Origin of the sequence: Nonlabens antarcticus, assembly GCF_015356755.1 — a bacterium.
GTDB classification, from domain to species: domain Bacteria; phylum Bacteroidota; class Bacteroidia; order Flavobacteriales; family Flavobacteriaceae; genus Nonlabens; species Nonlabens antarcticus.
Window position 1 is genome coordinate 723,515 of sequence record NZ_JADFCO010000066.1, and the last position, 13,352, is coordinate 736,866.

General features: G+C 38.2%; 11 protein-coding genes. 5 read left to right on the forward strand and 6 right to left on the reverse strand.

From position 1 onward, the window contains the following. The first annotated feature begins 17 nt into the window (after positions 1–17). Together IQ282_RS14265 and IQ282_RS14270 are read left to right on the forward strand one after the other, a co-directional pair. Positions 18–833: a TrmH family RNA methyltransferase gene (locus tag IQ282_RS14265; protein WP_194852543.1), complete on the forward strand. Its 816-nt coding sequence runs from the start codon at positions 18–20 to the stop codon at positions 831–833. Between the two features lie 65 nt (positions 834–898). Then, complete coding sequence (locus IQ282_RS14270; protein WP_194852544.1) at positions 899–2,134, forward strand: M48 family metallopeptidase; 1,236 nt, start codon at positions 899–901, stop codon at positions 2,132–2,134. Here the strand turns inward: IQ282_RS14270 and IQ282_RS14275 are convergent. Next, positions 2,131–2,949, reverse strand: coding sequence for a DUF4294 domain-containing protein (locus tag IQ282_RS14275; protein ID WP_194852545.1), 819 nt, complete (start codon positions 2,947–2,949; stop codon positions 2,131–2,133). The two genes, IQ282_RS14270 and IQ282_RS14275, sit on opposite strands and share 4 nt — an antisense overlap. Positions 2,950–3,049: 100 nt before the next feature. On the opposite strand from IQ282_RS14275, the gene IQ282_RS14280 reads away from it, so the two are divergent. The 3 genes from IQ282_RS14280 to IQ282_RS14290 all read left to right on the forward strand — a co-directional run bounded on the left by IQ282_RS14280 (position 3,050) and on the right by IQ282_RS14290 (position 7,715). Continuing rightward, positions 3,050–4,159 (forward strand): M42 family metallopeptidase, encoded by a 1,110-nt coding sequence (locus tag IQ282_RS14280; protein WP_194852546.1) that lies wholly within the window; start codon positions 3,050–3,052, stop codon positions 4,157–4,159. A gap of 400 nt (positions 4,160–4,559) precedes the next feature. Then, a complete protein-coding gene (locus tag IQ282_RS14285; protein ID WP_228547342.1) occupies positions 4,560–5,801 on the forward strand; it encodes an MFS transporter in 1,242 nt (413 codons plus the stop codon). Positions 5,802–5,882: 81 nt separating this feature from the next. Next, on the forward strand, positions 5,883–7,715 hold the full coding sequence (locus IQ282_RS14290; RefSeq protein WP_194852547.1) for an ABC transporter ATP-binding protein: 1,833 nt from the start codon (positions 5,883–5,885) through the stop codon (positions 7,713–7,715). Between the two features lie 149 nt (positions 7,716–7,864). On the opposite strand, the gene IQ282_RS14295 is transcribed toward IQ282_RS14290, so the two are convergent. The 5 genes from IQ282_RS14295 to IQ282_RS14315 all read right to left on the reverse strand — a co-directional run bounded on the left by IQ282_RS14295 (position 7,865) and on the right by IQ282_RS14315 (position 13,227). Next, positions 7,865–9,064 carry a glutamate-5-semialdehyde dehydrogenase gene (locus IQ282_RS14295; protein WP_194852548.1) on the reverse strand — a complete coding sequence of 400 codons (1,200 nt, stop codon included), beginning with the start codon at positions 9,062–9,064 and terminating at the stop codon, positions 7,865–7,867. Between the two features lie 64 nt (positions 9,065–9,128). Further along, positions 9,129–9,941, reverse strand: a complete 813-nt coding sequence (gene proB / locus IQ282_RS14300) for a glutamate 5-kinase (protein ID WP_194852549.1) — start codon at positions 9,939–9,941, stop codon at positions 9,129–9,131. Beyond that, positions 9,938–10,744 (reverse strand): pyrroline-5-carboxylate reductase, encoded by an 807-nt coding sequence (gene proC, locus IQ282_RS14305; protein WP_194852550.1) that lies wholly within the window; start codon positions 10,742–10,744, stop codon positions 9,938–9,940. The genes proB and proC overlap by 4 nt, the downstream gene beginning before the upstream one ends. Positions 10,745–11,168: 424 nt before the next feature. Continuing rightward, positions 11,169–12,131 (reverse strand): phosphoribosylaminoimidazolesuccinocarboxamide synthase, encoded by a 963-nt coding sequence (locus IQ282_RS14310; protein WP_194852551.1) that lies wholly within the window; start codon positions 12,129–12,131, stop codon positions 11,169–11,171. Between the two features lie 145 nt (positions 12,132–12,276). After that, the gene (locus IQ282_RS14315) at positions 12,277–13,227 is read right to left on the reverse strand and encodes a PhoH family protein (RefSeq protein WP_194852552.1); all 951 of its coding nucleotides are present in this window, start codon (positions 13,225–13,227) and stop codon (positions 12,277–12,279) included. Between the last annotated feature and the right edge of the window lie 125 nt (positions 13,228–13,352).

Consider the following 13,352-nt stretch of genomic DNA (forward strand, 5'->3'; position numbering starts at 1 on the left):
ATTCAACCACACTTGTTTTGAAATACATTTCTAGTCCTCATAATGCGATTATACGCCATGCAGAACAGTTGCAGCGCAAAAGTAAAATTCGCAAAAAAGAACAGCTTTTTCTTATTGAGGGTAAGCGCGAGATCGAACTAGCCATCGCTGGTAATTTTGAGATTGTAAAAGCCCTTATATGCGGTGAAATTTTACTGGGAACTGAAGAGTTTACAGCAGCAGCTGTTATCAGTCATTTGAATTTATCCCAACAAACTGAAATCATCACAGTATCCATAGAAGTCTATGAGAAACTCGCCTATCGCAGCGGTACTGAAGGTTGTATCGCTTTCGCGAAAGCAAAAAGCCTTGACCTCTCACAGCTTTCATTGTCAGAAAATCCGTTAATTTTAATCGCAGAATCTCCTGAAAAGCCTGGAAATATAGGAGCGTTGTTACGCACAGCAGATGCTGCAAAAATCGATGCTGTTATAATTGTAGATCCAGTTTCAGATTTATATAACCCTAATGTGATCAGATCGAGTGTAGGTTGTGTATTCACAATTCCCACTGCTATTGCAACTGCAGCAGAAACAGTTGCGTTCCTAAAATTAAAAGAAATTAATTTATACGCTGCGACCTTACAAAGCAGCAAGCGGTATGATTTGATTGATTTCAAGACAGCTGCAGCAATTGCGGTGGGTACGGAAGCTACAGGATTGTCCCATCAATTAAGAGACGCCGCAACCGCAAACATCATAATTCCTATGGGAGGTGTTATAGATTCCATGAATGTGTCTGCCAGTGCTGCGATTCTACTTTTTGAAGCAAGACGGCAACGAGGATTTGAGTAAGCTTTTTTAAATAACTTATAGGGATTTTAAGTATTCCCGCAGCGCCAGACGTTTACATTCGCATTATGGAAGCACAAACTCTTTTTTACCTCATTATTGCGATCTTAATATTTGATTTTGTGCTTGATCGTATCCTTAGTTACTTGAACTACACGTGGTATTCTAAATCTATTCCCAGTGACGTTACTGATGTTTATGACACCACTGAGTATGAGCGATCTCAAGAATACAAGAAAACCAACTTCAAATTTGGCTTGATTTCAAGCAGCGTGTCATTTGTTGCGATTTTGATGTTTTTGTTTCTCGATGGGTTTGCTATTGTAGATACGTGGGCCAGATCAATCGCGGATAATGAAATTCTTGTAGCTATCGTATTCTTTGGGATCATAGCAGTTGCAGGCGAGTTGATCTCACTGCCTTTCTCCTATTTTGGTACGTTTGTTATTGAGCAGCGTTTTGGCTTTAATAAAACAACGAAAAAAACATTTCTAATCGATAAAGTAAAAGGCTGGTTGCTTACAGCTATTCTAGGTGGCGGTCTACTAGCCATTGTTATTCTATGCTATCAATGGGCTGGTGATAGTTTCTGGTGGTATGTCTGGATTTTAGTAATAGCCATCTCACTATTGATGAACATGTTTTATGCGCGACTTTTCGTTCCATTATTTAATAAGCAGGTTCCATTACAAGAAGGTTCTCTCAAGACCAAGATTAAAACCTATGCAGAAACCGTAGGTTTCCAGTTGGATAAAATTTTTATAATCGATGGAAGTAAACGCTCTACAAAAGCTAATGCTTATTTCAGCGGTTTTGGGAGTGAGAAACGAGTGACGTTATATGACACTCTTGTAGATAAACTTACTGAGGAAGAGATCGTTGCCGTGCTCGCTCATGAGGTAGGTCACTATAAGAAAAAGCATATTATTTATAATCTACTTGCCAGTACCCTCACCACCGGATTTACACTGTGGTTATTTTCTATTTTTGTTGATAGTGCGTTGTTATCGCAGGCGCTAGGTGTTGAAAATCCCTCATTTCATATAGGCCTTATCGCCTTCGGGTTACTTTATGCCCCTATTTCCACGATTACTGGGATTGTAATGAGTTCGCTTTCGCGAAAGTTTGAATATCAAGCAGATCGTTACGCACAAGAAACTTATGAAGCTGCTCCCTTAATAGCAGCTCTCAAAACGCTTTCTAAAACCAGTTTGAGCAATCTGACGCCACATCCTGCTTTTGTGTTTTTCAATTATAGCCACCCCAGTTTAAGTCAACGTATTCAAGCAATGAATAAACATTAGTTGTTCCTTCTTCTTTTACGCCGCGCTTCTCTAGCATCTTTTTTCGCCTTTTTGATCTTATATTTTTCAATTTTCTGAGCGCGTTCTGCTAGGTTGATTTTATCGTAATCCTCTGGAAGGTTCTTTTGGAAAGTATTCCAGTTGTTGCGACCTTTAAAATAATCAAATGGAATTAAAGGTTTCTGTGGCTCTAATTCCTCACGTTTAAACTGCTGTTGTAAAATGTCTTCTACATAAAAATCCTCGACAATTGTTATAGGTTTATATTCCTCCTTTAGTGATATGTCAAAAATACTAGCGGTGTTGTTGAACCAGAAGGCACTCCAGCCACTGCGCAGTCTGCGGATCAACTCATAAGCGGTATCGCCCGTCTGTCGGTGAATCAATTTGATAAGTATCTGACCTTCAGTACGAGTAAGTTTCTTCAGTTCTGCAGTGAATTCTTCCTCTATATAATCCTCCACCATTTTAGCATATCTGCGCTTGTCTCTGTTTTTCTCAATGGTAGAAAGTCGCTCATCCAGTTCAGACAAACGCTCTGCAGCGAGTTTTGCATAGGGCCATACTCGTTTTACCTTGCGCTGTAATATCAAGTAACGTATGCGTTCGTAACGACTGGTAAATTTGAGATCTTGAATCAATAAAACCTCGTCCAGTTCAATGGAGCTCACACTGTCTCCATCGATGTAGTAATAGTCAGGAGTTGCAGTCTTTACCGTGTCCACTTTCAATGGTTCTGGTATCGGAATCGTTTGCGCTTTCGCGAAAGCGGAAACGACGATAAGCATTATTCCAAGAAATACTCTTTTTATCATATTCAAAAGTTGCCAAAAAGTGTTCCAAAAATAAGAATACACCAGTTAAACAAGCGTGTTAGCGCTGCGATTATTATCTTCACGGTCAAAATTTAATAAAATGGCTGAAAAGAGCATTCTTACCGATAAATCACTCAAGTTTTTAGAAGAATATCTCAATACCGCATCGCCTACCGGCTATGAATGGAACGGACAAAAAGTCTGGATGGATTATCTGGAACCGTATGTGGACGAATTCATTACAGACAATTACGGAAGCGCTGTAGGCGTAATCAACCCAGAAGCTAAATATAAGGTTGTGATTGAAGGCCATGCAGATGAGATTTCATGGTATGTTAACTATATCACAGATGAAGGACTTATTTATGTGGTAAGAAATGGCGGTAGTGATCATCAAATTGCCCCTTCTAAACGCGTAAATATTCATACAGACAAGGGAATTGTGATAGGTGTTTTTGGTTGGCCAGCAATTCATACCCGGGATAAATCAGATGAAAAAGGACCTAAACCCGATAATATTTTTATTGATGTAGGTGCAGATGATAAAGAAGGAGTTCTCGCTTTAGGCGTCGATGTAGGCTGTGTAATTACCTATCCTGATGAATTTATTGTTTTGAACAAAAATAAATTTGTTTGTCGTGCACTTGACAACCGTATGGGTGGTTTCATGATTGCAGAAGTTGCGCGATTATTGAAAGAAAATAAAAAGGAACTGGATTTCGGTTTATACGTTACAAACAGTGTCCAAGAAGAAATAGGCCTGCGCGGTGCAGAAATGATCTCTCACCGTATCAAACCTAATGTCGCCATAGTGACGGACGTGACTCACGACACTACTACACCCATGATTGAGAAAAAAAGCAATGGTGACGCTGCTATAGGTAAAGGACCGGTTGTGGCATATGCTCCAGCAATTCAAAACCGATTGCGCAACTTAATTCTAGATACCGCGACTAAAAAGAATATACCATTCCAGCGCAGAGCAACTAGCAGATCTACCGGTACAGACACGGACGCATTTGCTTATAGCAATGGCGGCGTTCCTAGCGCATTAATCTCATTACCCTTGCGTTACATGCATACTACGGTAGAAATGGTTCACCGTGAAGACGTGGAGAACGTGATCAAAATGATCTATGAAACTTTATTGGAATTGAAAGCAGATCAAAGCTTTTCCTATTTTGATAATTTGAGTGAAAAACTAGTTTAAAATGTTTTGAAGAAGCAGCTATTTTTCAAGACTCTGGTTTGAACACCGCATTATTCGGTTTTAAATTGCTGTCTTGCGCATAAAATGATAGCTGCAGTATATCCGTTCTGTAAATAGGAAAACCTACGGTTACCGTGGGTTTTCCTATTTATTATAAGCACTTAAATGATTTGCTTTCATTTACGTTATCGCCTTTGTGATAGGATTTAAACAACAGAAATGATTTTAAAATATATAAATCGTTTGAGATTTTTAACTACACTGCTTTAGTAGAATCATGGATCCTATTGAAACCAAAAAGGTTATGATTAAAGCTAATAGAATTCAGGAAAAGTAATTTGTAGATTTACAGAAAGTATTAATTATCGCATCTCGTAAAACCAACTGGCTCAACATAATTTTGCTCATTCTTGCGGGAGAAGCGGTATTTATTCTACCTTTTGTACTAGCTCGTATTTTTAGACCCACATTTCTCGAGGTGTTTCAACTTACAAATACTGAATTGGGTGCTTGTTTTTCAACTTATGGAATTGTCGCCTTTATCTCTTATTTATTTGGTGGACCGATAGCTGATAAATATCAACCCAAACACTTAATTGCGATAGCATTATTTGCTACTGCGGCTGGCGGTATCTTGCTGGCTAATGTTCCCAACTTTTGGACGTTGCAAGCTTTATATGGATACTGGGGTTTTACCACTATATTTTTGTTTTGGGCAGCCATGGTTAAGGCTACCCGAGTCATAGGCGGTGAAAAACGGCAGGGTCTGGCTTTTGGATTGTTGGATGGCGGCCGTGGGCTTGTTGCGGCGGGTTTTGGATCGGTTGGGATTATTGTCTTTACCTTTTTTATAGAAATCGATGCAGTTGATACTGCTGCAAATCAGCAAGAGGCCTTTAGAAATGTCATTTATGTATGTTCTGGAATCATTGCTTTCATTGGTCTTTTAGTTATTGCATTTCTAAAACCTACAGATGATGCAAGTTCCATACAGGTTTCTCATTGGAAAGATTTAATCCATAATTTCAGAACCGTTATTAAAATTAAAAGCGTGTGGCTTCTAATGGTTATTATTCTTTGCGCTTATGTAGGTTATAAAATCACTGATGTATTTTCCCTTTATGCAAGTGATGTTATGGGATTCGATCAAGTAGATTCTGCTAAAATTGGGACCTATTTATTATACATCCGGCCATTTATAGGAGTTGGGATAGGGTTACTGGCAGATAAAACCAAAACTTCACTAATGATGATTGTTGGGTTTATCATATCATTAATAGGTTCCCTCCTATTTGCGAGCGGTATTATAGAGAGTTCCATGGTAGGTTTGTTTTTACTTTCGCTGTTGATTGTGGCCACTGGAGTTTATGCGTTTAGAACACTTTACTTTGCCGCGATTCAAGAAGGTCATATTCCTTTATTTGCGACCGGTACCGCTGTAGGTTTGATATCATTAGTAGGATATACTCCAGATATTTTTATGGGACCCGCGATTGGTGTTTTATTAGATGGTTCTCCTGGAGAATTGGGACATCAGCACGTTTTTATGATGTGCGCTGGTTTTATGATTGTGGGGTTAGCCGCTGCAGTTGGGTTTTATAAAACTTCTAGGAAATCAGTAGTTTCTTTTTCTTCCAAATAATCAAATACAACTGTGGTATTGGAATCATTAATAGCAGTCTAATATTCCGTCAGTCATTTCTTCTAAAGTATCTTTGTAGTCATGGCAAGACCGCAATTAACCTCTATTAAAGAAAAGAAAAAAACATCTGTTTTTTCACTGAGCTCTCTCTCAGCTATTCCACGATTTTTTAAGGAAATATGGCGTACAAGTCCTAAACTATTTACTCTGAATGGGATCGCACGGTTGTTGACCGCACTTTCTCCGGTGGTAACATTATGGATCGGTAAAATTATAATTGACGAAATTATTTTACAGATTTCGCTCGATGAACAAAATTTAAACCGACTTTGGACATTTGTAGGCATTGAATTGGGGGTTGTCGTATTAACGGAACTTCTCAATAGATTAGTCACTTTAACAGACGGGTTGATAGGTGATCTATATTCTAATGCTTCATCTGAAAAAATAATCCGTAAGACAAATGAATTAACCCTCGAGCAATTAGAAGATCCCGATTTCTATGATAAATTAGAGCGTGCCCGACAGCAAACTAACGGTCGTGTCAACCTCATGAGCGATGCACTGAGTCAAGTTCAAGGGTTGATTGGTATCATTGCATTAGTAGCTGCACTCATCTATTTTGAACCTTGGTTGATCGTACTACTGGTTTTGAGTATTATTCCATCATTTATAAATGAGGCAAAATTTAGTTCTCACCGGTATTCGCTTGCCCGCAGCTGGACCGCAGAACGTCGGGAATTGGATTATTTAAGGTTCGTAGGTGCAAACAATACAACCGCTAAAGAAGTTAAACTCTTCGGACTCACGGACTATATCGCTTTCCGGTTTAAGAATCTATCCACTAAATACTATTTGATCAATAAAAGTTTGTCCTTGCGACAAAGTCTTTATGGATCGATATTTAATATTCTTGGAACGCTTTCTTATTATGGAGCTTATATTTTTATCATCATTAAAGTAATTGCTGGTGTTTTAACCATAGGTGAGTTGACCTTCTTGTCCGGTTCATTCAATCGTTTGAGAAATAATTTACAACAATTCTTTTCTAGGATTACCCGCATTTCTGAAAGTTCTTTATACCTACAGGATTACTTTGACTTCCTAGATATACCACTAGAGAATGTAACGGAATCCCCACTTCCGTTACCAAAAAAGATTCAACAAGGTTTTGAACTAGTTAACGTACGCTTTAATTATCCCGGTAGTGAAACACCAGTATTAGAAGGTGTGAATTTCAAAATTAAAGCCGGTGAAAAGATTGCTTTTGTAGGCCAGAACGGTGCTGGTAAAACCACATTAATCAAATTGATCCTAAGATTTTACGAACCTTCCAGTGGTGAAATCTTGCTGGATGGTATCAATATCAATAAATTTTCTAAAGAGGAATATAGAGCCAGATTTGGAGTTATTTTCCAAGACTTCTTTAAATATGAATTCCGCTTGCGCGAAAACATTGCTGTTGGAAACATTGCACAATTAGAGAATGATGAAATGATTACCAATGCTGCAGAGCGCAGTCTTGCTAGCCAGGTAATAAACGAAATGACAGATGGAATTGATCAGCAATTAGGCCGTCGCTTTGCCAAAGGTCAAGAACTAAGTGGCGGACAATGGCAAAAAGTTGCACTTGCGAGAGCCTACATGAAGGATGCAGATATAATGGTCTTAGATGAACCTACCAGTGCGCTAGATGCTCAGGCAGAATATGATGTTTTTGAACGTTTTATCGCTCTAACGGAGGGCAAAACAAGTATCATCATTTCACATCGATTTTCTACGGTTCGAATGGCAGACCGAATTTTAGTTTTGAAAAATGGTAAAATTGCTGAAATAGGAACTCATGTAGAATTGATGGCAAACGATGCTTTATACGCAAGATTATTTAATTTGCAAGCTGCTGGATATCAATAGGTTTTCTTAGGTGAGTTTCCGTTTTGTATTGTGCAGGAAAACCTCGATCAATTTTACTTTCGCGAAAGCGAAATTTTAAGATTAACTAAGACAAAAAAACAGCCCAAATTTTCATTTGAGCTGCTCTAGTCTTGAAAACAATTTACTTATTACTCCCGGATCTGTCCGGTACCAGAAACAAAATATTTATTAGTCACCAGTTGCTTCAATCCTAATGGACCGCGGTGGTGTAATTTGTCAGTACTGATGGCAAGCTCTGCTCCCACACCCATTTGACCACCATCCGTAAATCTTGTAGATGCATTGTGATATACAGCTGCACTATCTATTTGCTCCATAAAAGTAGCGGCGTCCTCAGTATTTTCTGTAAGAATAATGTTTGAGTGACCACCAGAATATTTATTGATTTTTTCGATAGCGTCCTCTAGCCCGTTTACCGTGCCTATCGCTGCCTTTCTGGCTAGAAATTCTTGGTACCAAACCTGCTCATCATCAACTTCCTGCTTGGTTTCTAGGATATTCATCAAATCTTTGCTCGCTATAATTTCTACATCGTGATCTACCAGTTCTTTTTCGATCGTGCGGCATACATTTTCAAAGTCTGGATGATTCGTATCAACGTAAACTTTATCCAAAGCGTTGCAGCCAGATATTTTGTCGGTTTTGGCATTTACAATTACTGGCAATACCTTTTTCATGTCTGCATCTGGAGCGACATAGGCAAAATTATTCCCACGACCACTGATAAGCACGGCACATTTTGCATGCTGTTTTACAAATTCAATCAAACGCTCACCACCACGTGGAACGATAAGATCTAATGGTTGATCAGGGTTTTTCAAAAACTCCTGTGTCGTGGCTCGATCCATTTTAAGGTATTGAATCCAGTCCGCAGAAAGTCCATTATCTTCTAGTGCCTGATGCCAGCATTTAACTAATTCTTCATTACTATTATGCGCTTCCTTCCCGCCTTTTAATAGTATTTTATTATTTGCCTTAAATGCTAATACGGCAGCCTCAATAGTTACATCTGGACGGGATTCATAAATAATCATGATCGTTCCAAATGGAGCCGTTTTATTAGTAATCTTCAAACCGTTTTCTAAGGTGTCATCACTAATTACCTTTCCAACTGGATCTTCCTGATTCTTTATTTCACGAACTGCACGGATCATATCCTTGATCTTTGCATCATCAACAATAAGTCTATCGTAAAGTGCTTGATCGTCACCGCTAAAATCATCAAGATCTTGCTTGTTAGCTGCTAAGATTCTATCCTTGCGCTTTTCCAGCTGATCCATCATGGATTGTAATACTTTATTCTTAGTTTCTTCTTTTAATAATTTCATACTAGTTTTCTAGTTTGTTAAAAAAATTGAATAAATCTGATACGTATTTTACGGTATCCTTTTTCTATTCTTCTTCCTCTCTTTTGTAGATACGGGTTCCTATGTCTTTGCCATTGACAATGTCAATAATGCAGTTTTCCCTTTTTCCGTTAGCAATAAAGGTTGGGATATTTTTAGCTGCTGTGAGCTTTGCCACATTAATTTTTGACATCATTCCACCACGGCCTTCACCTTCCTTCTTATTAGAAGACTGAATGAATTGCTCTACAGCTTGATCTGTCGCTACCGACTTTATAACTTTAGAGCTGTCGTCTTCTGGATTACCATCAAAAATCCCATCAATATCAGTAAGCAAGATCATCATGTCAGCGTCTATTAATTCTGCCACCAGACTTGCCAGTTCATCATTGTCAGTAAACATGGACATCGATAAGGACACCGCATCATCTTCATTTGCAATAGGTACTATACCTTGACTCAACAAGCCTTCATAACAATTTATCATATTGTCACGATGTTTACCTTCATCAAAATCCCGTTTTGTTGCAAGAACCTGAGCACAGCGCATACCATAATCATGGAAAATGCTATAATAATGTCGCATCATTCTAGGCTGACCTACTGCGGAATAGACTTGCCTTCTTATTCTAATATCTTCAATATCGTTATCATCCAATACTTCCATACCAGCGATTACAGATCCTGAAGAAATTAAAACACAAATAATATCTTCTTCATAAAGTCTAGCTATCTGATCCACTAGTTTTCTCAAAGTAGGCATCACAATCCGATTGTCCTTATTGACCATCACATTAGTACCTACTTTAACGACGACTCTTTTTTTATGTCTCTTTCTAGATTGTTTAATGTCTATCATATCTGCTTTCCAAGTTCAACTGCGCGATTAAAAGCTGCATATGCGGCTTCCTGGATCAAATCCTTCACGTTATTATCATCTAGGGAATCAAGTGCTGCTCTAGTCGTTCCTCCTTTAGAAGCCACTCGATTCATCCATGATGCTGGACTCAAGTCGGATTGATTGAAAAGCTCTACAGCTCCCTCAAAAGTTTGACTTACCAATACTTTAGAATCATGATCTGAAAAGCCCATTTTTTTAGCAGCATCCATCATCGATTGCATGAAATAAAATACATAAGCTGGACCACTACCAGATATTCCCGTAGAAGCATCAACATCATTTTCTGTATCCAGATAAACCGATTTACCAGTCGTGTTCAATAGATTCCTGACTGTTGAAAGTTCCAACCTGGAAACTTCATCAGATGCTGTAAACGAAGTAAGTCCTTTACCTACCTGCGCTGGTAAGTTAGGCATTGCTCTAACAACTTTTCTGATACCCAGACCATCTTGAATAGATTTAATAGTTACACCTGCCATTATGGAAACAATGACTTGATCTTTTTTAGTCATGGGTTTCAATTCCTTAAGCAACTCATCAGAGTGATATGGTTTAACAGCAATAAACACAATGTCTGCTAACGGCAAACAATCTGCGAGATTTGTGTAAACGTCGAATCTGCTGATTTTTTTCAGCTCTAGAGTTTTTTCAGGACTGGTATCTGAGATCATCAGATTTTCCTTACTTAGGTATTCAGATTTCACGAGGGCTTTAGCATACGCTAATCCCATATTTCCTGCTCCTATTACAAGTACTTTCATTTGTTAACTTTAAATTTTTCTAATTACTTTATAAGTTGCAAGCACCGTGCGGCGGTGCCATTACAAATAGATTATTTGGAATAATTGAGCTTAGTAAATATAATCTACTGATATACATACACTTATGATAATAGTGAGTCTTGCCCTAAAATATTTATTGCTGTCAGTTCGGCGGGAAATCGGCGAGAATGGCAGTTTTTTGAAGTTTATTTGTAAGGAAATTAAAAAAGAAGGTTCGGGAATGTATAGTATTTCCTACAATATGTCTATTAATCTGGAGTAGTTATCACAAAAGAATCCTTTAAATAGAATCGATCGTAAAATTTAAAAACAACGTTCTATACAGATATGGTGGAGCGAGATCTTCAAGGTTAATTTTTGAAACTGACAATAATTAATTAATCAGTAAGAATTTGAGGTTGTCTTAATCACGAGCACTTAACCATTCCACCACATTTTTTTCAATGCGATTCATGATATTTTTAGTATCAGCCTTTTCAAATTTCTCTCCTGTAATTTGTTCATAGAGTTCAATGTAGCGCTCGCTTACGGAAAGTACATATTCATCTGTCATAGAAGGAACGGATTGTCCTTCTAAACCTTGAAAATCATTTGAAATGAGCCATTGTCTTACAAATTCTTTACTGAGTTGCTTTTGAGTGTCACCATTATCCTGACGTTCTTGATAACCATCTGAATAAAAATACCTAGAGGAATCTGGCGTGTGAATCTCGTCGATCAATACAATAGTACCATCTGCCGTCTTTCCAAATTCATATTTAGTATCCACGAGAATCAAACCTCGATCTGCGGCAAGCTGTGTACCACGCTCAAATAGGGCTTTGGTATACTTTTCTAAAACTTCGTATTCTTCTTTTGATACAATTCCTTTAGAGATAATATCTTCTCGAGAAATATCTTCATCATGATCTCCCATCTCTGCCTTTGTAGCTGGAGTTATAATAGGAACTGAGAATTTATCATTTTCCTTCATTCCATCTGGTAAGGAAACACCGCATAGCATTCGTTTTCCAGCATTATATTCTCTAGCTGCATGACCACTCATATAACCACGAATAACCATTTCTACTTTAAATGGCTCGCATTTATGACCTATAGCAACGTTAGGGTCTGGTGTAGCGATGAGCCAGTTGGGAACTATGCCTTCCGTTGCCTTCATCATTTTAGTGGCGATCTGATTTAGTATTTGACCCTTAAAAGGAATGCCACGTGGTAATACCACATCAAAAGCACTGAGTCTATCACTGGCGATCATTATCAAAAGATCATTGTCCAAAAAATACACCTCTCTAACTTTACCCTTGTAAACGGTTTGCTGACCTTGAAATTTAAAGTTGGTGTCAGTGATGGTATCAAATAGAAACATGTGGTGGATTTTAATCTTTGGTAAATATGAGAAATCCCACTTGCAACAAAGCTTATGGGATAACTATTTATGAAGTATTTATTGACGGTTGTTGATGAATTGCTTTTGCGAAAGCGAACTAAAATCAAGCTAACTTACAAGTTAACTAATTACCGGTTTCAATCGTTTTATAAGCCGCAATAACCTTTTTAACAAGACGGTGACGTACTACATCACTGTCGTCTAGGTACATCATCCCAACTCCATCGACTTCTTTCAGGATTAATAAAGCCTCTTTCAAACCAGAAATCATGCGACGTGGTAAATCGATCTGGCCTGGATCCCCTGTGATAAAAAATTTAGCGTCTTTACCCATACGAGTTAAGAACATTTTCATCTGGGCATGCGTTGTATTTTGTGCTTCATCGAGAATAACATAGGCATGATCTAGAGTACGTCCTCGCATAAATGCTAACGGTGCAATCTGGATGGTACCCTTTTCAATGTAACTAGACAGGCGCTCTGCAGGCACCATATCTCGCAATGCATCATAAATAGGCTGCATGTAAGGGTCCAGTTTTTCCTTGAGATCTCCAGGTAGAAAACCTAGGTTTTCCCCTGCCTCCACCGCAGGTCTTGTAATTATAATGCGTTTTACCTCTCGATTCTTCAAAGCTTGTACCGCAAGAGCGACCCCTATATAAGTTTTCCCAGTTCCAGCAGGACCTATGGCAAAAACCATATCATTTTTTTTACAAAGTGCTACTAGCTTACCCTGATTAGGAGTTTTAGGTCTTATAAGCGCACCATTATTACCGTGAACTAAAACATCACTGGTCCCTTTACCATTAAAACTATCTGGTTCATTTGCGGTAAGCAGACGCTCAATGACATTTTCATCCAGCGTATTGTATTTGGTGAAATGATTTAAAAGCATTTCTAGCCTCTTATCAAATTCCTGTAATTGTTCCTCGTCACCATAGACTTTCATGACTGAGCCACGAGCGACAATTTTAAGTTTGGGATAGTGTTGTTTGAGAAAAGTTAGGTTCTTGTTTTTGGCTCCAAAAAATTCTCTCGGATTTGCGTCGGCAAGATCAATGATAAGTTCGTTCAAAAGCGATAAATTAGGTGACGTTATGCGTCTATTATTTTTTAGTTTTGCTATTGTGTTCTAGTGAGTCATGAAAGTAGTAAAAACTATGTTTATCATTCCATGGAATCACTTTATTTTAAGATTCA